Source organism: Flavobacterium sp. PLA-DH12, from assembly GCF_059511845.1.
Window position 1 is genome coordinate 345,333 of sequence record NZ_JCAMPD010000003.1, and the last position, 24,381, is coordinate 369,713.

Sequence of the window (24,381 nt, forward strand, 5' to 3'; positions counted from 1 at the left end):
TTTAGAAAAATAGATCACAATATCATCCGGTCTAGTTGTAATTATAAAACCGGTATACTTTATTGGTACGGTAAGAAGCTACTTTTGCCAAAAAAATAGTAAACCAAAATGAAAAAAATCTATTTTGCTGCCTTTGCAGTAATTTGTACCAATTTTTACGCACAGACAAAGAAAGATTCCATCAACCAAATGGATGAAGTTATTATTAATGAAGGCCGTTTTAATACACCAATTTCTAAACAAAATAGAAATGTATATGTTATTTCGAGCGAAACTATTAAAAAACTGCCAGGAAGAACCTTGCAAGAAGTATTGCAGTATGCCAACGGAGTAGATATCAGACAAAGAGGGCCTTTTGGAACTCAAGCCGACATTAGTGTTGATGGAGGAAGTTTTGAGCAGACTGTTGTTTTATTAAACGGAGCAAAAGTAATCGACTCACAAACTGCCCATAATATGCTAAATCTGCCTCTTCCGGTTGAAGCAATTGAAAGAATCGAAGTCGTTCGTGGACCAGCAGCGAGAATTTACGGAATTAACAGTTTAACAGGAGCAATTAATATTATTACCAAAAAGCCAACCGATTCTGGTTTTATGGTAAGCACTTACGCTGGATCTAATTTTGAAAAAGACACTCAAGATACAGGAGATACTTTTTACGGAGCAGGAGTTCAGGCGGGAGCTGTTTTAGGTAAAGAAAAACAGCAGCATTTACTTTTTGCTTCGCATGATAAAAGCAACGGTTACCGTTACAACACAGCATTCGAAAACAACAAAATTTTCTATCAGGGAAATGTGCAGATCAATGATAAAAATGAAATTCAGGGTTCTGCAGGGTATATCAAAAACGGATTTGGAGCAAACGGATTTTATGCTGCGCCGGGAGATAAAAACTCAACGGAAATTGTTCAGACTACGTTTGCTAATCTTCAGTCTAATCATCAAATTACGGATAGCTGGAAAATTATGCCGAGAATAACATATCGTTACAATTATGATGATTACCGTTATTTAGGAAATTCAAATCTGGCTGTTGGAAGAAGTCAGCATTATACCAATTCTATTGCAGGAGAATTAAACTCTACAGTAAAATTATCTAAAGGAGAAATTGGTTTTGGAGCTGAATTTAGAAATGAAAACATCCATTCATCAAACATTGGAGATCACGATCGCGAAAATGTGGGACTTTATGCAGAATATAGAAGAAGTTTTACTGAAAAACTGGATGTAAATATCGGAACATATTTAAATTACAATTCAGATTACAAATGGCAGATTTATCCTGGAATTGATGCTAGTTATGCGATTACCGATGCATTTAAAATTATTGGAAATGTCGGAACAAGCCAAAGAATTCCGTCGTTTACAGATTTGTATTTGAAACAGACAGGAAATGTTGGAAACCCAGATTTGGATTCAGAAAATGCTTTTCAAAGCGAGATTGGATTCAAGTACAACAAAAGAGCTTTAAGCTTGAATGCCAATTATTTCTATAGAAAAATTGACAATTATATCGACTGGATGCGTAATCTTACCACACAGCCTTGGCAGAGCCAAAACACTGGAGATTTAAACACAAACGGAATCAATTTACGCGGAACTTACAGATTCGATTTCTCTAAAGATTCTAGATTAAATATTCTTTTGGCTTACACCTATTTAGATTCTGAATTCAAAAGTGCGCGTACAGAAACATATTCAAAATATGCAATTTCGTCATTAAAACATCAAATTACCAATACTATAGATTATCAGTTTAAAAATCTATCGGTTATGTTTGCAACTCGTTTTAACGAAAGAATCACAGGACCATCTTATTGGGTAAATGACTTTAGAGTAAGTCAGTCAATTAATAAATTTACAATCTTTTTAGACGGACAAAATATATTCAATGCAACTTATTACGAAGTAGGGGCAGTACCGTTGCCATCACGCTGGTTTACTTTAGGAGTAAAACTGGTTACTTTTTAAGAAGTAAATTTTCAAGAATTCAGATATTTTTTAAAAGCCTGTGAACCTTGTGTTTAGAGGCTTTTTTAGTTTCAGTATAATTCTAAAAAATGAATTAAAACGCATTAGAAAATTTATTTAACAATACAGAATCATGTAAAATTTTCGTTAAATGATATAATAGGTTGTGATTTAATTTGTTGAATTTTACTAACTTACGAATGAAATAATAATCGGGCTTTCAATTTTTGAGGGTGTAAAATTGTAGAAAATGGAAACAAGAAATGAACAAAACGATTTATTCCAAGATGGTATTGATCGTACTCAGGAATCAAACTGGGATCCTATTTTAGGATACCATATGTATTTTCCGAATGGCGAAAATAAAGAAGAATATGTAAATGAAAGTGACAACCCTATTCAGCACACCAATACAGGAGATTGGGGAGATGATAGCGATTATGAAGAACTGAGACATAAAGATAATTCCAATATGAATATTCGTACTTTTGGAAATGAAGAAACAAAAACAGATTAATTTTAAAAAGAGCGGAAAAATACTCCGCTCTTTTGCATATTAGACAGTAACTGATGTTATTCTTGTCAAACCGAAAAAAAGCCAAATTTTAAACGATTTGGCTTTTTTTATTTTTTAAACAGGCAATCGTGTTTTTATTTATATTTGAGAAAGAATTTAACAAATTTACGTTTCATTAGTAGCAAAAAACAGCATTAGAAATTTTTTCATCAAATATCTTAATGGAGCTAATACATAATCTAGACCTTTTTCAAACTGTTTTTAATTCTGCGCCAAATGGTATTGCAGTCTTGAAACCTTTGTATGGTAAAAAGGGTAAAGCTGGAGACTTTACGATATTATTATGTAATGCCTATTTAGTAAACTGGATCGGGAATTCGGATTATAAAAATAAAAGATACAGTGAAGTTTTTTCTAATGTAAACGGAACAGACGTTCTTGAAAAGTTTATTGAAACTTTAGAAACCAGTATTCCATCTAATTTTGAACAATGGTTTGGTACTGAAACCAAAAAACAATGGTTCCGTTTTACTGCCGTAGCTCAAGATCAATTGTTGGTGGTAACGATGGAAGACATCACCGAAAAAAAACAGGCAGAAACTGCATTGAATGAAGCATTGATTGATGCAGAAAAACAAAAAAGACTTTACAATTCTATAATAAACAGCACTCCCGATTTGGTTTATGTATTTGATCTTGATTATAAGTTCATTTATACAAACAAAGCTTTATTAACCATGTGGGGCAAAACAGAACAAGATTCTATTGGCCGCGGATTAAGAGAAAATGGCTATGAAGACTGGCATGCCGAAATGCATGAAAGCGAAATTGATGCTGTTGTGGCCAACAAAAAGCCAATTAGAGGAACAGTTTCTTTTCCGCATGCCGAATTAGGAAGACGAATTTACGACTATATTTTTGTTCCCGTTTTCAACGAAAAAGGTGAAGTAGAATGTGTTGCTGGAACCACAAGAGATATAACCGAAAGTAAACTGGCTGAAGAGAAACTGCAGCAAAATGAGAGCCGTTTCCGTAAAATGATTCATCAGACTCCAGCTCCGACTTTAGTACTTCGAGGAGACGATCTTGTTATTGAGCAGATAAACAGACATATGCTCCAAATGATAGGGCGAGGAGAAGAAATTATAGGCATGCGTCTGATAGATGTATTGCCAGAACTAGAAGGGCAATATGTGTGGGAACAAGTTCTAAAGGTTTATAACGAAGGAATTCCGTTTGATCAAAGCGAAGTTCTAGTGCCTCATAATCGGACAGGAGAATTGAAGAACTACTATTATAATCTGGCTTATCGACCTCTAATAGAAGAAGGAGAGATAACTGGTATGATACAAGTAGCAGTAGAAGTTACTGAGCAAGTGGTGGCACGCCAGAAAATGGAAGAAAGTGAAAACCGTTTTAGAGCCTTAATCAACGCTTCATCTGATCTGGTTTATCGCATGGATGCCGATTGGATGATCATGCATAATCTAGAGGGCGACGGAGAGTTGTCTAGTTCAGGAAAAAAAGGCATCAATTGGCTCGATAAATTTATTCACCCGAGTGATTTGGAGCGTGCTGTGCATCTTATTTCCAAATCGATAGTGGAGAAAAGTATTTTCGAAATGGAACACAGAATTATAAATGAAGATGATACTGTGAAATGGGTGTTTTCTAGAGTGGTTCCGATATTAAACGATAAAGAAAAAATTGTAGAATGGTTTGGTGCTTCAAGCGATATTACTTCGCAGAAAGAACTTCAAAATGTAATTGCAGAAAGCGAAGAAAAATTTAGGCAGCTTGCAGATCTTGTGCCACAAATTATCTGGACATCTAATCCAGAAGGATTTATAGATTATTATAACAGCCGCTGGTACGAATATACTGGTTTCAATGAACATGAATTTGGAGATTCAAGTTGGATGCCCGTACTTCACCCAGACGATGTTTCTTTAGTCTCAAAAACTTGGTATCAAAGTGTTCATGCAGGAACTTCGTATCAGATTGAGTTTCGTTTAAAAAATGCCAATACGGGAGAATACCGTTGGTTTTTGAGTAAAGCGCTTCCAATAAGAGATAAAGAAGGCGTAATTACCAATTGGTTTGGTACTTGCACTGATATTCATGAGCAAAAATCGATTACCGAAAAATTGGAGATTTTGGTGGCAGAGCGTACCAAAGAATTACAGCGTTCCAACGACGATTTACAGCAGTTTGCCCATGTTGCATCCCACGATTTAAAAGAGCCCGTTAGAAAAATCAAAACATTTTTAAGCCGTCTCGAAGATCATCTTAGCGAACAGTTAGACGAATCATCTTCAAAATATATTGAACGAATTCATGTTGCGGCAGACCGTATGTTTACTATGATTGACGGTGTGTTGGCCTATTCTAAAATCAATGCCGATTTGCAAAAAGCAACGGTTGTCGATTTAAATGAAGTGATTAAAAATATAGAAAGCGACCTTGAAATCGCGCTTCAAAAAACAGGAGGTAAAATTTACTATGAAGAGCTCCCTGTGGTTGAAGGAGCTTCTGTATTGCTTTATCAATTGTTTTATAACCTGATTAACAATTCTATTAAATTTGCTAGAGAAGAAGTGTCGCCCCAAATCACAATTAAAGCAAATGAACAAATTGAAGACGGAAGAAGAGTGGCGGTAATTACGGTAGAAGATAACGGAATTGGCTTTGAAGACAATCAAACTGGACGTATTTTTGAAACTTTTACCCGCTTAAATTCCAAAGATCGTTACGAAGGAACGGGCTTAGGTTTGTCTCTCTGTAAAAAAATTGCCGAACGGCATGGAGGAAGTATTAGCGCAACAGGAATTGCTGATAAAGGAGCAGTTTTTAGCATAACACTGCCATTTGAACAAAAAGAAAAAGACATTTAATTAAAACTATGGGGAAAAAGATAATTTTATTGGCAGATGATGATCAGGATGATGCAGAAATGTTTTGTGAAGCACTGGCAGATATAGATGAAAGTATTATTTGTCATTGTGCCGAAAATGGAAGCGAAGCGTTAAAATTACTCGAAAAACAAGAAGAAATTCCAGGGATTGTCTTTCTGGATTTGAATATGCCTATAATGAACGGGTGGGAATGTTTGAAAAGGCTGAAATTGAATGAGAATTATAAAGGAATTCCAGTCGTTATGATTTCTACTTCTTCACATAAAAACGATTTAGAAGCGGCAGCAAATCTTGGTGCTGTATGCTATTTTGTCAAACCAACTGATTTTAAGGATCTAAAAAAGGTTCTTGGATCGATTACTTCAAACCTTGATAAGGGATTAAAAAAAGCACTTTTCGATCTAGAAAAGAATAAATTTCTGCATGTGTTTACTGCTGAATAAGTAAAATACTTTGCTTTTCTATGAAAAAAAAGTATGAATTTCTTTTATAAAAAGGAGTTTGTAAATAAAAACAAATTTATTTTAATTTATTGATTTTTATAGCGTTGTGGTTTTATTAGCGCCATTTTTTTAAAGAAAAAAATAAAAAACACAAATTAAACTTGACTAATTCGGTAGAATTAATATATATTTGTGTCAGAAAAATTAAAAAATGATACTTATCCAGAAAGACTGAGGGAATAGGCCCATTGAAGTCTTAGCAACCTGTTGCCGAATAAGGTGCTAAATCCTTCCGCTTTAAGCGGGCAGATAAGAAAGATTTCATCCGAAAATCTGTTTAAGTTCATCCAATTAAAAATTATTAAAATGAAAGCAGAATCATTTTTATACGCCGGTTATGAGCTTATGAATTCCATTTTCGAAGAAAACAGCTTTGCCTTTTTCTAGCGAGAATAGATTAGTTCTACCAAATTTCCTTCTTTAAATAATTAAAATTCGCTAATGTCCTTTGGCATTGGCCAGAAATTCTTTTGTATAATCTTAAAAACTAAAAATAAAATGAAAAAAATACTATTGGGTTTTGCTTTGTTTCTTGGAGCCGTTCAAACTCAGGCGCAGGAAAGTAATTTACAATTAAAAGGAACTGTTGTCGATACAGTGACACAATATGTTTACTTGCAGAAGTTTCACAATAAAATGTTTACCACGATAGATTCAGCAAAGGTAAAAGACGGAAATTTTAGTTTTAAAACAAAAGTAAAAACACCAGAATTATACGGTTAAAGTGTCAATACAGAAAGCTCGCCTTTGTATGTTTTCCTTGAAAAAGATGCAATTTCGGTAAAACTGAGTCCAAAGAAATATTATACCGCTTCTGTAGTGGAAGGTTCGGCTTCTCAAGATTTATTCGAAACCTATAAAAAGAGCAAAGATGTAGAAATCAGCAAATTCATAACAGAAAATCCAAAATCTATTGTTTCTGCTTATGTATTGTACAGAAACTGGTCTTATAGATTAACGCCAGAGCAGATTACCCAAAACATTGCTTTGCTGGATAAAAGTCTTCAGAATACCACTTACGTGAAAGAATTAAAAGAATTGGCTATTGTTTTAGACGGATTAGCAGTAGGCAAAAAAGCCCCTGATTTTACAACCAATGATCCTGAAGGAAAACCAGTTCGACTTTATGACAATTTAAAAGGAGGTTATACTCTAGTAGATTTTTGGGCTTCATGGTGCGGTCCATGCCGAAGAGAAAACCCAAATATTGTAGCGGCATACAAAGAATTTCATGATAAAGGATTCAACATCGTAGGGATTTCTCTAGATAAAAAGAAAGAAAACTGGATTAAGGGAATTAAGGATGATAATTTAACCTGGACACATGTTTCTGACTTACTTTTCTGGAACAGTGCCGTTGCTAAATTATATGGAGTTAGAGCTATTCCTGGGAATTATTTAGTAGATTCTAAAGGAATAATCGTTGCTAAAAACCTGCACGGAGAAGAATTGCAAGCTACGCTAAAAAGGCTTTTAGAGAATAAAATTTAATAAAGAAATACGCAACCTTGTCATTCCGAGGAACGAGGAATCACACTAGAGAATCCATATAGAAAGTCGTCAATCTTTGTCGAGTTACGTGTGTGATTTCTCCTCCGTCGAAATGACAAAAAGAAGAATAAAACACTTGCAAATACAATTTAGTTAATTAAAATGATAAAGGAAATGAATGCTATTGAACCAACAACAAAACCAACAGAACCTGAGTGTTACTTCTCTAAGTTTAGAGAAAATATAGTAGGAATTGACCACACTTTCGAATCGGTTTACGGAGAACAAAATTTAGTTTATGCAGACTGGGTTGCCAGCGGAAGATTATACACTCCGATCGAAGATATCATGCTCAATAAAATTGGTCCAATGATTGCCAATACGCATTCACTTTCAAGTCAGACAGGAAAAACCTCTACTTATGCCTATCAGCATGCTAGAGATATTATTAAGAAATCGGTTAATGCAAATGAATCTGATGTTTTGGTAACTACAGGAAGCGGTATGACGGCAGCTTTATCGAAACTGCAGCGTATTATGGCGCTTCGAACAAAATCTGAAGAGGACAGACCTGTCGTTTTCATCACACACATGGAGCATCATTCCAATCAAGTTTCGTGGTATGAAACCAATGCCGAAGTTGTGATTTTGCCACCTGATGAGAATAATTTGGTTGACCCAAAAGTTCTTGCTGCAACAATTAAAAAATATGCAGACAGAAGTTTGAAAATAGGTTCATTTACAGCTTGTTCGAATGTGACAGGAATTATTACGCCTTATCACGAATTAGCCAAAATCATGCACCAAAATAACGGACTTTGCTTTGTAGATTTTGCAGCTTCGGCGCCGTATGTTAAAATTGATATGCATCCGAAAGATCCAGATGAACAATTGGATGCAATTTTCTTTTCGCCTCATAAATTTTTAGGCGGACCCGGAACCTGTGGTATTTTGGTTTTTAATGAAAAATTGTACCAATCTGATTTTCCAGATAATCCAGGCGGAGGAAATGTAAAATGGACTAATCCGTTAGGGAAATATTGTTACAGCGATGTAATAGAAGTGAGGGAAGATGGTGGAACTCCAGGTTTTCTGCAAGTTATTAGAACGGCGTTGGCTTTAGAATTAAAAGAGCAAATGGGGGTGGAGAAAATTAGGGAAAGAGAGAAAGAACTGCTTGATCTTTGTTTTTCGAGACTTCAAAAAGTACAAGGATTATCTATTTTAGGAGATTTAACCACAGAGCGAATTGGCTGTGTTTCATTTGTAATTGAAGATATTCATTACAATTTAATCGTTAGGCTTTTAAATGACCGTTTTGGAATTCAGGTACGTGGAGGCTGGTCGTGTGCAAGTACTTATGCGCATTATTTGTTTAATATCAACGAAAAGAAATCGGCAAAAATTACAAATGAATTATTACAGCGAAATCAGACCAATAAGCCAGGTTGGGTTCGTTTATCACTGCATCCAATTACAACCAATGAAGAGCTTTTTTATATTTGCGATGCGATTGAAAAAGTAGCCTTAAATTATAAAAAATGGAAAAAAGATTATAAATATAATCCGGTTTCGAATGAATTTGAGAATCCGGAAATTAAAGATACCATCGCAAGAGAAGTAAATGAATGGTTTAAGTTAGTTTAAGTATAGTTAGTTAAGTATTAAACCCGACAGGTTTTATCTCCAAGTTTCTGGACTGTCGGGTTTTTAAAACTATTTTAATTCTTCATTTTATAAATTTCAGAACCAGCAAGCAGAAAACATCCTAAACCATAATCTTCAAAATCGGGTATTTTATCGTAAGAAAGCGGTTGTCCGTCTTTAGGTTCTTTTCCTGTTGACTGCAGATAACCTAAAAAACCATTTTCGTGAAGACTTTCTGTTGTTATCGCTTTCCAAGCTTTTTCAATTACAGGTAAATACGTTTCTTTTTTTAGAATTCCGTTATTTACGCCGTATGCCATTCCATATACAAATAGTGCAGTTCCAGAAGTTTCTTTTCCTCCAAAATTGGTCGGATCATGAAGACTGACATTCCAAAAACCATCAGCTCTCTGAATCGGCACCAGCGCTGTCGCCATTGCTTTTAAATCTTTTACATATTGTTCTCTGTGAGGCGCATTTTCTGGAATTATAGTCAGTACTTTTGCTAAAGCGGCAATTACCCAACCATTTCCGCGACTCCAATAACAATTTTTACCATTCGGTTCTTTATACGGAGGATCAAAATCGGCATCACGCCACCATAAACCTTCTTTCGCGTTGTAAAGTCCATTGTCTCCGTGTTTATTTCTTGAATACATATACATATCATACATTTTTTCAAAATAGCGATTATCTTTTTCTAAAACACCCAATTTCGCAAAAACCGGCATTCCCATTTGTATAGCATCGATCCATGACCAATCATTGATTTGAGGGGTGTTGAGCAGCATATTGATATTTATTTTTGTATTTTTTAGTTTTTTCGATTCAGGCTCCAAATTATACAAATCAATATACGTTTGCGCGGCGCAGTAATTGTCGGCATTTCGAGTTGTGTTGCCACTGTTGAATCCCCATTTGTGAAATTCAGCCCAAGCGTAAGCATAATCATAATAGGTATCTTTTGGAAAAATCTCATGAAGCGCCATTAAACCTTCATAATAAACAGCGCGAGTCCAGATATTGCTTGATCTTTCCTTATTGGTTATAATCGTTTTTCCAGTGTCTGGCCATTTCTGCATAAAATAATCATTGGCAAGAATCATCTGCTTTAGAATTTGCTTCTTATCCGTTAAATCTTGTGCGGACAGACTTTTTATAGAAAAAATAGAAAGTGCGGAGAGTAATAGTAATTTCTTCATTTTTTATTTTTGGCTGTTAGTTTTGTTCTTTCAGAGGAGTTAGCGTTACAGGGCCTAAAAGTCCTGATAGCATCGGATTCCATTTTGTGGCATCAAATTTTTTGTAATCTTTATCCACCATATTTATTTCGTAGAAAATTTTCCATTCTTTACCTTTCAGCTCCATATCTCTAATTCTATTGGCAGGAAGATTGGTCACTTGAATTTTCAAGCTGTTCTTCCCTGATTTTAGATTTTTAATCTGCAGTTTATATGGAATTGACCAAAGTGTGCCGACAAATTCATCGTTGATCCAAATTTTTGCACTTTCGCGAACGTCCCCCAGATTTAAACTCCAGTTTTGTACTGAAGGGTTGGGATTTTCAAACTGAAGCGTATAAGTTGCAGAGCCAGAAAAAGCTTCAGCATCTGGATTTAATTTTGTCCACGATTCTAAATTAGAAACAACAGTACTTTGAGGTAATTTTGGTCCGCCTTTATCAAAAGTAATTTTCCAATCTCCTTGCAATGGAAATGTTTTAGAATCAGATTCATAGTAAGGCCATTTTTTTTGAGATGCGATTTTTTCTGTCTTTAAAAAGAAAGATTGGCCAGGCTCAATTTTTAGTTTTACAAATGTGTTGTGGTCTTTTTTATGGACAATGGCATTTCCGTATTCCTTAGTTAACGGATCTAAAATAAGGACTTCCTTATCTGCAATCTCAATCGGAATAAAATCATCTATTGTTTCTTTGGTATGATTGACGATATAATATATCTTTTCTCCGTCAATATCTCTTCTAATGAATTTTAATCCTGTATTTACAAGACTTTCGGGTTTAATATTTTTGTTTTCTAAAGCTTTGAAAATGTCTTCAGACGAAACTAGAGATTGGTTGTCTAATAGTATTTTTTTGAGCTTTTGTTCTCGATTTTTGTAATCATATAATCCAGGAACAGACTCAGGTAAACCTTCAAATATAACGCTCGCGCCTGCTTTTTTCAATTCAATTAATTTTTGAAGTGTTTCTAATGGCATTTTTTTACATACTGGAACAATTAAGGATTTATAACTTCCGCCAGATAAAATGATGTTTCCATTTACCACTTTAGCTTGAGCTATAAAATTGTCCGAAATAAAATCGGTGCTGTATCCTTTCTTGATCAGGTTTTTTGTGGTATCATAAAAAGAAGTTCCATGAAGCCATTCTGATAGTGAATGAATTTTGAATTGGAAAAATAAAGTTCCATTTTGGTATTTATCCCAGGCATCAAAAATCGGCCAGTACAATAAAATTTCGTTATCTGCTTTTCCTTGTTGTAAAAGAGATTGGCAATTTGAAATATAAGAGAACAGAGCGGGTGCATCTTCCCAAATTGTATTATTCGAATTAAAATTTACCGATGCATAAAATTGCCATCCTGGCCAAACGGCGCGGTCTGGAGAATAAGTCGATCCATGCAGAAAAATATGATTGACACCATTTAGCATTAAATCTTCCGCTTCAGGTTTGCATTGTGATAATGCCGTTTTAAAATGTTCTCTCAGCCAAGTAAACGTTTCCGACGATACTAGGTTTTTACCAGAAATATGAGCTGCAGACGAAGAAAATTTCAGCATAACAGGGTCAGCATCTCCTTCGCGAATGTCCTCTTTATCACGTCTCAAACCCGGAATATCAAACGGCATAGAGCCAAATGTTTCGCATTCTGGAATATCTGCAGAAGCATACAAATCGATTAAATTTCCTGGAGAACCATGTGCCTGAAGTTTTGTTTTGAAGTTTTTAGAATGTGCCCAGTTAGTCCAAGATTTATCAAATTTATTAAGCAGCAAATCAGAAATAGTCTGACGATAATCGCTTCTGACTCTGTTACCTTCTTCATTGTCGGTTTCATTCAATAAAACAGAAAGTTCTTTCTTTAAATCGTAACCACGCAAGTTTTTAAACTCATCAAAAAAGTTGGGAGTGAAATCGGTTCCGTAGACTTCAAAACTGTCATTAAAAATGGCTCTTATTTTTCCCTCTCTACCTTTGAAAGCATCATTAAACGGAGCAACATAAGCTTTTAAAGCTTCTGTGGAATAGTGATCTAGCGTATATCCGTTTCCGCCGGGAGCCGCTCTTTTTACCTGCTGTCCTGTTTTTCCGCTAAATACGGCATAGATGGTATAATCTGTCTTTTTTGCTTTCCAGTTTAGTAGATTTGGTTGTAGATTACTGGGTAATTTAATACTTGAACCTTCAAGACCTTTATCGTTTATATTTGTCTTTTTGTTTTTAAGATCATTTGTCAAATCAATAATAGATCCGTCATTTCCGTAGGCTACCACATACAATAATTCTGCTGGATTTTTCTCTTTGGCATTGACTATAATGTTTCGATTGAATGTTTCATTTTTTTTAACCTGATATTTTTCGACTATAAGTTTAGTTGCAGCATGATTCAATGTTACGTGCGATCCTCCATAAGGCCATCCAGTTCCTAAAACCATATCGACCTGCATTTTTAAACTATCTGAAACGCGTATGGTGTAATCTAACATGTCCAGCCATTTTGGAGATAAATAATCGATAAAGTTATTTTCTTCTCCTTTTACGCCATAGATTGGAGTGATTTCAACTCCGCCAATTCCAGCGTGATGAAAATCAATAAGGCTTCTTTTTAAGTTAGATTTATCTACTGCACTTCCCATCCACCACCAACGCGCCCAAGGCTGATTCAGGTTGGTAGAGTTTGGCCATGGGGATTTATTTTTTTCTTGCGAATTAGCCTGAAAAAAAGAGAAAAGCAATAGTGTTATTAAGCAGAATCTTTTCATTATTTATGCCGTATTTGACTTTTGTAAAAATAGTTTCTTTCCTACTTTTTAGGTTTAAAAAATACGATAGATTGTCTTGGTATTAAAGTAAAAGTAGAGGGAGCGATTTTAAAAGCTATCCTGTAGCATCCTGTTTTTATTTAAAAATCACTTAAAATTAAATGTGTAAAATTTACACTTATTTGTTGTGTAATTAATATTTTTTTATGCAATTAAATATTAATACTTCAAAAATAATTTAATAAAATTTTTGATCCTGTAATTTTTTATTTCGCAATGAATTAAAGCTTGTAAATCAGGTAGTTGTGCGTATTTTCTGTTAATCAAAACTTAAAATAAAATATAAGATATTGAAAGTTAACAGGATACTACAGGATACTGTGGAAAAGGCTTCTGGATAAATTTGAGTTAGACTAATTAACTAACCAAAACTAAATTTTATGAAAAACAAGCTTAATCTTTTGCTGACTATAGCCTTATTGGTACTGTTGTACTCATCGGGCTATGCGCAAGAAAAAACGGTTACAGGAACCGTTACCGATGCAGCTAAATTATCAATTCCGGGAGCCAACGTAATTGTGAAAGGAACAAGTCGATCAACGAGCACAGACATGGATGGAAAGTTTAGCATTGCTGCTGCACCTGGAGAAACTTTACTTTTTTCGTTTATTGGATTTGTAAAACAAGAAGTGAAAATTGGCGCTGCTACAAATTATACGATTTCTCTTGAAGCAGAAAGTGCCAACTTAAATGAAGTTGTTGTCATCGGTTATGGTACTCAAAAGAAAAAGCTCACAACTGGAGCTATTTCTGGAATCAAAACAGAGAATTTTACAGAGCGTCCAATTTCAAGAATTGACCAAGGTCTAATTGGTCAGGTAGCTGGGGTTCGTGTAAAACAGACTACGGGTTTGCCAGGACAGCCTTTTAGCATAGAAATTCGTGGAGCCGGATCGATTACAGCAGGAAACGAGCCATTGTACGTTATTGATGGATTTCCGATTTATACAGAAGGATCAAATAGCAACGGAACTTTCTCTAACGGAAGTCCGCTAGATAATATGAATCCTAACGATGTGGCTTCTATCGAGGTTTTAAAAGATGCGTCGGCGGCTGCAATTTATGGTTCGCGTGCATCAAATGGGGTGGTTATTATTACAACAAAAAAGGGTAAAAAAGGAAAACCGCAATTTACTTTTAATACCTATGGCGGTGTAAATAAAGAAGCAAATAGAGTAGATATGCTTTCTGCTCAAGGATGGATTGACAGAGCAAAAGTGATGATTGATTCGCAATGGGTTGGGTCTGGAATTGCAGGAGCTTCTGCAAGTCAAACAACGGCAGAAAGAATTGCAGCTTACAATGCAGTAAATCCTACTGCTCCATTAATACCAAGCAACTCAAGATATTATACATATTTGCATGATGACAGATGGGATATGCCTGGACATCCTGGTCTGGACTATATTGACTGGCAGGATAAAGTGTTTCGTACAGGAGAATTCAGCAATTATCAGCTAACTGCTTCTGGAGCTACAGATGCTGTAAACTACTATGTTTCTGCCAACTATCAAAAAAATACGGGATATATTGTCGGAACAGATTATTCTCTTTTTTCTGCAAGAGCAAATATTGACATTAAATTGTCAGAAAATTTTAAAATGGGAATCAACTTAGCGCCTTCTTATTCTATAAAAAATGATCCAGGTGTTGAAGGGAAAGATAATACACTTTTTAAAGCGCTTACTGCAACTCCCGTTTTTGAAAGCACAGAAAATGCTAAGGGTGAAAAGTATACAACGCGATATATGTGGGGAAGCAGTACGACAAATATGCTGAATGCTTTGGCAAGAACAGGAAGAAATTCGATGTATCGAAATTTAATTTCTGCATATGCTAGTTATCAATTTGCTAAAAGTTTTAATTTAAAAAGTACGATCAACTTTGATAACTCAGATAACGTTAACGAAAGTTATACGCCAAATGATGTAATTGCTAGTATTAGAGGAGCTTATAATACATATAGAAGACAAAATCTAGTTAACGAAAATACTTTGACATACGACAGAACTTTCGGAAGCCACAGTGTGAATGTTCTTTTGGGACAATCTTTCAACTCGTACGATATCACAAGATCTACAATGTCTTCTGGAGCACTTTACAATAGTTCAACAATTGAGACATTGCCTGCAGGATCTATTGGTTCTACTAATGCAGAAAAAAATACTTTGCTTTCATTTTTCTCTCGTATTCAGTACAATTTCAAAGAAAAATATATTATAGCAGGAAGTATTAGACGTGATGGTTCTTCTAAGTTTGGTGCAGACAGAAGATGGGGAACTTTCTCTTCTCTTTCGCTTGGATGGAGAATAAAGCAGGAAGCATTTTTGCAAGATGTAGATTGGCTAACTGAATTGAAATTAAGAGCAAGCACAGGTGTTAACGGAAGTAATAACATCGGAAGTTATGCACAATATGCCACTCTTGGAACTTTCAATTATTCTATTGGTGGAGCAGCTGCAGCTGGACAAGGGGCATCTTCTATTCCGAATCCAAGCTTGCATTGGGAGGAATCAAAAAGTGTTGACTTCGGATTGGATTTTGGTTTTATCAAAAACAGACTTTCTGGGACATTCGAATTGTATAGAAAAACAAACAATGAACTGCTGTTAAGAGTTCCAATTCCTAGTGATTCTGGTTTTCCAACATATCAAACCAATATTGGAGAAGTGCAAAATCAAGGATGGGAATTTGAGTTGAATTCATTAAACGTAAAAACGGGCAATTTTGAGTGGAGAACTTCTGCAAATATAAGCCATAACGAAAATAAAGTTCTGGCTTTAGGTCCAGATCAAAGTAAAATTGAAATTAGCAATTCATTTGACGGAGGTGTGCCATTTATCAAATTAGAAGTCGGTAAACCAATGTACACGATTTTCGGATTGAAACAAAATGGAGTTGTAACTCAAGCGGATATCGATGCTGGCGGAACTACAATTGGAGGAAATAAACTGGTTCTTGGAGATCCGAGATATGTAGATCAGAACGGAGATAAAAAAATCAACTCTGAAGACCGTGTTGATTTAGGAAATCCAACTCCAAAATATACTTGGGGAATTACAAATACCTTCAAATACAAAGATTTAGATTTAAGTGTTTTGGTTCAAGGACAAAATGGCGGAACAGTTTACGGATTAACAGGACGTGCTATTGACCGTACAGGAATGGGGTCTGTAGAAAATTCTCTAAGTGTTGACCCAGCAGTAAGAGGAAACTGGAGAACTTCTTTTGGATATCAAGCAAACTCAGACTGGTTGTATAAATCTGATTATGTGAGTGTGAGAAGTATTTCTATAGGATATAATTTAAGACAAGCCTTAAAAGGAATTTCTAGAATCAATAACGCAAGATTGTATGTAACAGGCGAAAACTGGTTCTATTGGAACAAGTACAGAGTTGGTTTCAATCCTGAAGCAGTAAATACTTCAGCAAGTTCAAATAGTGATTTCGCAGTGCCTGTAGATTATGGTGGGGCACCTTTAGCAAAATCATTGGTTATCGGACTAAACGTTAATTTTAATTAAAACAAAATGAAAAAATATATCTTCATAGCAGCAGGTGCTTTACTATTATTTGCACAATCATCTTGTACAGATCAACTGGATCAGCTGCCTTTGTCACAAGGTACAATCGAGAATTTTTATGCAACGCCAGGCGATTTTGTTCAGGCAAGAAATGCAACCTATTCAGTAGCTTTTCACGGACTTTCAGCATACGGTTACGCAAACAGGGTCTTGAATTTGAGTGAAACGCGTTCCGACAATTTGATGGCAACAACTCAAGCGTCACGTGATTGGGAAGGAATTAACAGCTTTTATACTTCTATAAGTTCTAACACTTATGTAAAAGAAGCTTATATGGCCAATTACAATGCCATTTATAAAGCCAATCAGTTACTGGAAAAAATTGCAGAAAAAGGAGATGAAATCTTTACCTCTCCAGCTGATAAGGCATCAATGGCAGCTGAAGCACGATTTTTAAGAGCATTTTGTTATTTCGATTTGTTAAGATGGTTCGGGCGTGTGCCTTTGATCGATAAAACAGTAACCGCTACAGAAGCGTCACAAATACCTAGAACTGAAGTGACAAAAGTATACGATTTGATCATTTCAGATTTACAGCTTGCAATTCCAGATTTGAGTCCATCTTATGATGCTGCTAACTTTGGACGTGTTACCAAATATGGAGCAAAAGCATTACTAGGTTTAGTATACATGACACGCTCAAGTCCCACGTACGGAATAGACGGTGCAATGCTTGGTCTAAATGAATGGGATAAAGCTTATAAAGAATTAAATGATATTAAATTGAGCGGTCTGTATACTTTTAGTACAGAATATGATCCAATTTTTAAATTAGAAGGACTTGCCAACAAAGAGAATGTATTGACAATTCCGTACACACAAAATATTTCGACTCCAGTAGGAGGTAACTTTATGGTAGAAGTGGGTTATGAGCCCTATTTTGCATCTGTAAATTTATCGGCACAAGGAGCTCTAGAGGCAAGACCAATTTCAAAAGGTTTGATGGATATGTTTGCAGCAACAGATAAACGTAAAATATTCGGTATTGCAACAAGTTATACTGTAGCATCTGGAACGTACAAAGGAAGTTATACACAACCAGTCTTTAAAAAATACATTGATCCTACAAGATACGGAAACGGCCGTGAAGACTGGGGAGTAGATTTTATGGTAACTCGTTATACTGATGTCTTAATGTTAATGGCAGAATGTACGCTTCATGGCGGCGGCGGAACTCAGGCAGAAGTTGACGATATTGTAAATAAAGTAAGAACAAGAGCAGGAGTTGCGGCAAATGCTTCAAATATTACTTTAGACCAATTGTTTGACGAAAGACGAAAAGAATTCTTCTCAGAAGGAACAAGATGGTTTGATTTAATCAGATCTGGAAAAGCCGTAACTATAATGAATGCCTGGAGACTTGCTGAAGATACGGAAAATAAAATCAGAACGATTGACAATAACTCTTTGCTGTATCCAATTCCATTGCAAGAGCTTTTGGCTGTTCCTGGACTTTATGATCAGAATCTTGGTTACGATTAATAATAAGCTTTAGAATAATGTTTTTGTTTTTGAAATTAAGCTGTCTATTCAGGCAGCTTTTTTTTCATTTTTTAGACTTATAATGAAAAGTTGCAAATGATGTAGATCGTTCAATTATTTTTAAATTTAAATGTAACTTAAAATCAATGCCAATGACTGGGTTAAAAAAACTTTTATTATTCTCCTTTGTTTTACTTGCAAAATTTTCGGCAGCGGCGCAAATAAAACTTCCTTCTTTGGTTGCCGACAATATGGTTTTGCAGCAGCAAACAAAAGTCAATTTGTGGGGATGGGCTGCTCCAAACGAAAAAATCAGTATTAAAATGGGCTGGTCTGATCTTCCTGTTGATGTTGTTGCCGATGCCGATGGAAATTGGAAAACAACAGTTTCAACGCCTAGTGGAAGTCAGAAAACATACGAGATTACACTTAATGCTTCTAATACAATCACTTTAAAAAATGTACTAATTGGAGAAGTTTGGTTGTGTTCGGGACAATCTAATATGTTTTTTCCTGTGGGAAGGGAAGAAGGGACTTGGAAAACCGGAGTTAAGAATTATGAAGAAGAAGTAAAAAATGCTGCATTTCCAGATATTCGTCTTTTTACCGTGGCGCTAAATGCTTCTCAAAAACCTTTAGAAGATGTTGTTGGAAGCTGGAAAGTATGTAATGCTGAAAATAGTAAAACTTTCTCGGCTGTAGCCTATTTTTTCGGAAGAGATTTATATCAAAAATTAAATGTGCCAATCGGATTAATTTCTACTTCTTGGGGCGGTACAAAGGCAGAAGCTTGGACGGCTCAAAATATTTTAGAAGAAGAAACGGCCTTTTTGCCAATACTTCAGGAAGATGCCAAAAATGAAAAAATCTATCAGGAAAAACTCGAATCATACTATTTGGCTTTAACCAATGAGCGAATTTCTGCCGCAAATGTGTCAAAAACACCATTAAAAAGGCCCAAAAAAGAACCCAATAAAACGTCTTATGTTCTGTATAATGCGATGCTGCATCCGTTGGTAAACTTTACCATTAAAGGCGCGATTTGGTATCAAGGCGAAAGCAATTCGGGAAAAGCCTATTTGTACAGAACTTTATTTCCTGCGATGGTAAAAAGCTGGAGAGACGAGTGGAAGCAAGGCGATTTTCCTTTCTATTACGTTCAGATTACCCCTCATAAAGGACAGAATGCAGCCATTAGAGAAGCACAATTACTGTCGCTAAAAGTAATTCCAAATAGCGGAATGGTAGTTACCACCGATGTTGGCGACGCGCAAAACATTCATCCAATAGACAAACAGACTGTTGGCTACAGATTGGCTTTAATTGCGCGTGCAAAAACCTACGGCGAAAACAAATTGGTTTATTCTGGACCAATTTATAATCACATGAAAATAAAAAAACAGAAAGCACAATTGTTTTTTGATTACGCAGAATCGGGACTAAAAAAGACGGGTGATGTCTTAAAAGAATTTGAGATCGCAGGAGAAGATCAAATCTTTTATCCAGCTGATGCTAAAATTGATGGAAAAACAATAATCGTTTCTGCTGCAAAAGTAAAAGAACCGGTAGCAGTGCGTTTTGCATGGAAAGCCGTTCCAGAACCCAATTTATTCAATAATGACAATCTGCCAGCTTCTCCTTTTAGAACAGACGATTGGGTAGAAGTTGAGAAAATTAAGAATTAAGAATAAGTAATCTGCTCAATCTGTTAGATCTGCGAGAGAATTTAAATAAAAAATAAAATGAATAGAAGGCAATTTATAATCGGGAATTCTCTAGCTGTTATGGCATTATGTCTTCCGTATTCGGCGAAAGCCTTTAATTTTTTAGAAAATCCCAAACTTTCAGATTTCGAAAAAAAACTAAAACCTGTCGGACGTGCTTTAGAGTTTGAAGATTATTACGTTTGGTGCAACAGTCCGATTGAAGGTCCTGACGGAAAAATTCATGTGTTTTTTTCAAGATGGAAAAAATCAAAATCGATGAGTGGCTGGATCAACGGTTCTGAAATAGCGCACGCTGTTGCAGACAAACCAGAAGGCCCTTATGAATATGTGAGCACCGTTTTGGCGCCAAGAGGCGAAGGTTTTTGGGATGCTACGACTTGCCATAATCCAAGCATTCATTTTGTAGATGGCAAATACGCGCTTTTTTTTATGGGAAATTCTAACGGAAAAATGAATACTAAACGTATCGGTTTAGCACTTTCAGATTCGCTTTACGGTCCGTGGGAGCGACCAGACGAACCTTTATTGCTTCCTGGTGAAAAAGGAGAATGGGACGATCTGCTGACTACAAATCCGTCTTTTTTAAAACATCCAAACGGAGAATATTGGCTGTATTATAAATCATTAGATACAGAAAATTACGAGCATCCGAAATTTCCAATAAAAGGAAATAGGAAATACGGGTTGGCAATATCAAAGTCGTTAATGGGACCTTATATAAAATATCCAAACAACCCGATTATCGATTTTTCTAAACTCGGAGACAATAAACAATGCGAAGATGCTTTTGTCTGGTATGAAAATAAAAAATTTAAAATGCTGGCCCGAGATATGGGCGTTTTCGGAATGGATTACGGTCTCTATATGGATTCTGATGACGGAATGCATTGGAATGCGCCTTTGATTTCCTATCAGCCCTTAAATAAATATATCAAGCAGCCCGAAGCGCCCAAACATTTAAACCGTTATGGTCGTGCCGAGCGTCCGCAGCTTTTGTTTCAAAAAGGAAAAGCAACCTATTTGTTTACGGCTTCGCAAGGAGGAAAATATGAAACCTCGTCAGCTTTTATTTTTAAGATAGAATGAAGCACAAAATGTTAAACAATTAAAGTAAAAAAATGGAAAATAATACAATTAGAAATGCTTTTACAATGCGATTGAAATCTGGCTTTGAGACAGAATACAAATTGCGGCATGATACTATATGGCCAGAACTTTTACAATTGCTTTCAGAAAGTGGCATACAGGATTATTCTATATTTCTAGACGAAGAAAGCGGTATTCTTTTTGGTGTTCAAAAATTAAACGCAGCATTTGACCGTTCTAAACTTTCCAGCCATCCTTTAATGAGAAAATGGTGGAATTATATGGCCGATATAATGGATACAAATCCAGATAATTCGCCAAAAGCAAATACGCTCACAGAAGTTTTTCATTTGGATTAACTTGTAAAAATTCATTCAACAAAAAAACTATTAATTAAATACTAATGAAAAATATTTTAAAGGTTTTAGTTTTCATCATTGGCTTTTTTCAAATTTCATTTTCGCAAAATTATGCCAATGATACATTTCCAGATGGAAGCCCGATTACCAATTGGTTTAAAGATTATACTAAAATTCAATTGAAAAATTTAGGGAAACAATACATCATTACTGATTTTGGTGTGGGTAAAGACAGCACTAAAATTCAGACCATTCAGATTCAGAAAGTAATAGACAAAGCAGCCGCAAGTGGCGGAGGAGTAATTGTGATTCCGAAAGGAGTTTATTTGAGCGGCGCTTTGTTTTTTAAACCCAAAACGGCTTTGTATGTTTCGGAAGGCGGGGTGTTGAAAGGATCAGATAATATTGCCGATTTCCCGATTATGCCTTCGCGAATGGAAGGGCAGAATCTAGATTATTTTCCAGCATTGGTTAATGCTTATGGAGTAGATAATTTTTCGATTTCTGGAAAAGGAACGATAAACGGAAACGGTAGAAAATATTGGGAGGCGTTCTGGGAGCGACGTAAAGAAAATCCAAAATGCACTAATCTTGAAGTGTCTAGACCAAGATTGGTTTTTGTGTGGAATTCAAACAACGTGCAGCTTCAAGACGTAAAATTGATTAACTCTGGTTTTTGGACAAATCATTTTTATAAATGCAATAATGTAAAACTACTGGATTTGTATATTTTCTCACCTCATATTGAGATTAAAGCGCCAAGCACAGACGCCATTGATATTGATATCTGCACTAATTTTTTGGTAAAAGGCTGTTACATGTCTGTTAATGACGATGCGATTGCTTTAAAAGGCGGAAAGGGGCCTTACGCAGATCAAGATAAAAATAACGGTCCGAATAGCAATATTATAATTGAAGATTGCAATTTCGGATTCTGCCATTCGGCATTAACAAATGGGAGCGAATCGATTCATAATAGAAATGTCATTATGAGAAATTGTAAAATTGATGGCGCTTCGCGAATGCTTTGGCTTAAAATGCGACCTGATACGCCGCAACGATACGAATATATAAGAGTAGAAGATATAAAAGGAAGTGCCAAAAATTGTCTTGCGATTTTTGCTTGGAAACAATTTTTCGATTTAAAAGGGCGTCCTGATATTCCGCTATCTTACGGAGATCATGTGACTTTAAAAAATATAGATTTGAAATGCGAGACTTTTTACGGAGTAGAAAATGATCCAAATGTTCGTTTGTCCAATTTTACTTTTGAAAACATGAATATCGAAGCAGCAAAAACAGCTGTAGATAAAAGTCTGATTAACGGTGTAACTTTTAAAAATGTGTATGTAAATAAGAAATTAGTGGAATAGTTTCGAATATATTATAAGTATAACAATCAAAATGGCTTCGGTTTTAAACGAAGCCATTTTTTTTTAATTTCTTCACCAGCTTGGATTTTTATTTTGCTACATCAAACTATTTTAGTCTATTTTATCCAGTCGCAATTTTTTATTTTTTTAATACATTCTGCTGCGGTTAATGCATTGAAGTCGGCACCTTTCATACCGGTATGCGTGTGATCTTTAGGAAAAAAAGCTTTTACTTGTTCCTTTCCAAGAGCTTCATATTTTTTAGCAATTTCATCACTTAAATCAATGTAAGTAACATTTTCTTTTGTAGCAATTTCTCTGGACCACTTAACATACGTATCAAATCGTTGTTCTACTTTGTCATTCGGCCATTCGTTTCTTGGAGTTAAACTCAAGACAATCGGAATTGCGCCTTTTTCTTTAGCCTCACGAATCATTTTTGAGATATACCAGCCAAATGTGTAAACTGTTTCCTTGGAACCGTCAGGACGCGTTATTTCTTGAGATTCATTGCCAATTCCTTTTAAAGAACCTCTAAACTTTTCCTTGTCAATTGCACCCGCATCATTATGTCCAAACTGAATCAGGACGAAATTTCCGGGCTGTAACTGATTTTTAACTTCTTCCCAAAGTCCTTCTGTAATAAAAGTTCTGGAGCTTCGACCGCCTCGAGCTTTATTGATAACTTCGACTCTTGCAGTGTCGCAATATTTAGGAAAAACAACACCCCAGCCCACAGCATCTGGACTTCCGTTATCGGCCATGGTCGAATCTCCAATTAAAAAGACTTTATTTTTGGAGGGAAAAACAATTTTAGGATTTTTTAAAATGTAATTTTTTAAAGTGTTTTTACTCTCTTTCAACTCATTAATAATTACCGAAGCCGACATGACAGCGCCTTTTGCCGAAGTATGCGTATGGTCTCTTTTGTAAAAATAAGTATCGGTTATTTTGGATTCGCCCAATTTTTCCATTTCAAGAGCCATCTTTTCATTTAAATTAATGAAAGTCACTTGCTCTTTTTGGGCAACTTGTTTTGCCCAAAGTCCATACGAATGATCATTTCTAGGAACTTTTCCGTCTTTCCAGTCGTTTCTCGGAATTGGCGAACACACAATCGGAATAGCGCCTTTTGATTTTGCTTCGCGAATTATTTTCTGAATATACCAACCATAACTATGTACGATTTCATGTTTTTTCGTCAGGATATTATCGATTTCCTGCGTTTCATTTCCAATTCCTTTAATCGTTCCGCGGGCGCGTAGACTATCGTTTATTGGCCCGTCGTCATTATGTCCAAACTGAATCAATACATAATCACCTTTTTTAAGTTTACTTAAAACTACGGTCCATAAATCTTTATCCTGAAAAGTTCGGCTACTCGTACCACCAAGCGCATGATTTTCTACATGAATTTTGGTAGTGTCCAAAAACTGACCAATAAAATCTCCCCAACCCCACAGTCCGCCATCGCCTTTGCCTTTTCCATTTTTTACAGTCGAATCGCCCACTGTATAAAGTGTAGGTTTAGAATCTTGTTTTGGAGTGAAATTAAAAAATAACACAGCCAGTAATAAAGTGAAAAGTATTTTAAATGATTTCATATTTTTTTTTAATTGTGAGTTGTGAAATGTGAGTTGTAAAATGGGCCTTCGACTCCG

General features: G+C 35.5%; 16 protein-coding genes and 1 riboswitch. Of the genes, 13 read left to right on the forward strand and 3 right to left on the reverse strand.

Annotated features, from left to right (window positions below; all coding sequences use genetic code 11):
• Window positions 1-108: 108 nt before the first annotated feature.
• The 7 genes from AC5ZCW_RS07780 to AC5ZCW_RS07810 all read left to right on the forward strand — a co-directional run bounded on the left by AC5ZCW_RS07780 (window position 109) and on the right by AC5ZCW_RS07810 (window position 9,044).
• Window positions 109-1,971, forward strand: coding sequence for a TonB-dependent receptor plug domain-containing protein (locus AC5ZCW_RS07780; protein ID WP_496118929.1), 1,863 nt, complete (start codon window positions 109-111; stop codon window positions 1,969-1,971).
• Between the two features lie 250 nt (window positions 1,972-2,221).
• On the forward strand, window positions 2,222-2,488 hold the full coding sequence (locus AC5ZCW_RS07785) for a hypothetical protein (protein ID WP_343541546.1): 267 nt from the start codon (window positions 2,222-2,224) through the stop codon (window positions 2,486-2,488).
• Between the two features lie 221 nt (window positions 2,489-2,709).
• On the forward strand, window positions 2,710-5,382 hold the full coding sequence (locus tag AC5ZCW_RS07790) for a PAS domain-containing sensor histidine kinase (protein WP_496118932.1): 2,673 nt from the start codon (window positions 2,710-2,712) through the stop codon (window positions 5,380-5,382).
• A gap of 8 nt (window positions 5,383-5,390) precedes the next feature.
• Window positions 5,391-5,846, forward strand: a complete 456-nt coding sequence (locus tag AC5ZCW_RS07795) for a response regulator (protein WP_496118933.1) — start codon at window positions 5,391-5,393, stop codon at window positions 5,844-5,846.
• A gap of 215 nt (window positions 5,847-6,061) precedes the next feature.
• Window positions 6,062-6,162: riboswitch (SAM riboswitch) on the forward strand.
• A 242-nt stretch (window positions 6,163-6,404) separates the two neighbouring features.
• Window positions 6,405-6,629, forward strand: a complete 225-nt coding sequence (locus AC5ZCW_RS07800; RefSeq protein WP_496118935.1) for a DUF4369 domain-containing protein — start codon at window positions 6,405-6,407, stop codon at window positions 6,627-6,629.
• A gap of 24 nt (window positions 6,630-6,653) precedes the next feature.
• A complete protein-coding gene (locus AC5ZCW_RS07805) occupies window positions 6,654-7,397 on the forward strand; it encodes a TlpA family protein disulfide reductase (protein ID WP_496118937.1) in 744 nt (247 codons plus the stop codon).
• A 174-nt stretch (window positions 7,398-7,571) separates the two neighbouring features.
• On the forward strand, window positions 7,572-9,044 hold the full coding sequence (locus AC5ZCW_RS07810; RefSeq protein WP_496118939.1) for an aminotransferase class V-fold PLP-dependent enzyme: 1,473 nt from the start codon (window positions 7,572-7,574) through the stop codon (window positions 9,042-9,044).
• A 74-nt stretch (window positions 9,045-9,118) separates the two neighbouring features.
• On the opposite strand, the gene AC5ZCW_RS07815 is transcribed toward AC5ZCW_RS07810, so the two are convergent.
• Together AC5ZCW_RS07815 and AC5ZCW_RS07820 are read right to left on the reverse strand one after the other, a co-directional pair.
• Window positions 9,119-10,246, reverse strand: a complete 1,128-nt coding sequence (locus AC5ZCW_RS07815) for a glycoside hydrolase family 88/105 protein (protein WP_496118941.1) — start codon at window positions 10,244-10,246, stop codon at window positions 9,119-9,121.
• 16 nt (window positions 10,247-10,262) lie between these two features.
• Window positions 10,263-13,049 carry a glycosyl hydrolase gene (locus tag AC5ZCW_RS07820; RefSeq protein ID WP_496118942.1) on the reverse strand — a complete coding sequence of 929 codons (2,787 nt, stop codon included), beginning with the start codon at window positions 13,047-13,049 and terminating at the stop codon, window positions 10,263-10,265.
• A 440-nt stretch (window positions 13,050-13,489) separates the two neighbouring features.
• On the opposite strand from AC5ZCW_RS07820, the gene AC5ZCW_RS07825 reads away from it, so the two are divergent.
• From AC5ZCW_RS07825 to AC5ZCW_RS07850, 6 genes are all read left to right on the forward strand, one after another.
• Window positions 13,490-16,633 carry a SusC/RagA family TonB-linked outer membrane protein gene (locus AC5ZCW_RS07825; protein ID WP_343541559.1) on the forward strand — a complete coding sequence of 1,048 codons (3,144 nt, stop codon included), beginning with the start codon at window positions 13,490-13,492 and terminating at the stop codon, window positions 16,631-16,633.
• A 6-nt stretch (window positions 16,634-16,639) separates the two neighbouring features.
• A complete protein-coding gene (locus tag AC5ZCW_RS07830; protein ID WP_343541561.1) occupies window positions 16,640-18,175 on the forward strand; it encodes a RagB/SusD family nutrient uptake outer membrane protein in 1,536 nt (511 codons plus the stop codon).
• Window positions 18,176-18,327: 152 nt separating this feature from the next.
• Complete coding sequence (locus tag AC5ZCW_RS07835; protein ID WP_343541563.1) at window positions 18,328-19,860, forward strand: sialate O-acetylesterase; 1,533 nt, start codon at window positions 18,328-18,330, stop codon at window positions 19,858-19,860.
• A gap of 57 nt (window positions 19,861-19,917) precedes the next feature.
• A complete protein-coding gene (locus AC5ZCW_RS07840; protein WP_343541564.1) occupies window positions 19,918-20,988 on the forward strand; it encodes a glycoside hydrolase family protein in 1,071 nt (356 codons plus the stop codon).
• Between the two features lie 32 nt (window positions 20,989-21,020).
• Window positions 21,021-21,347 carry an L-rhamnose mutarotase gene (gene rhaM, locus AC5ZCW_RS07845; RefSeq protein WP_281633421.1) on the forward strand — a complete coding sequence of 109 codons (327 nt, stop codon included), beginning with the start codon at window positions 21,021-21,023 and terminating at the stop codon, window positions 21,345-21,347.
• A gap of 44 nt (window positions 21,348-21,391) precedes the next feature.
• Entirely contained in the window at window positions 21,392-22,720 is a 1,329-nt protein-coding gene (locus AC5ZCW_RS07850; RefSeq protein WP_496118944.1) for a rhamnogalacturonidase, read from the forward strand.
• A 116-nt stretch (window positions 22,721-22,836) separates the two neighbouring features.
• Here the strand turns inward: AC5ZCW_RS07850 and AC5ZCW_RS07855 are convergent, their stop codons facing one another.
• A complete protein-coding gene (locus AC5ZCW_RS07855; RefSeq protein WP_496118946.1) occupies window positions 22,837-24,324 on the reverse strand; it encodes a rhamnogalacturonan acetylesterase in 1,488 nt (495 codons plus the stop codon).
• Window positions 24,325-24,381 lie beyond the last annotated feature (57 nt).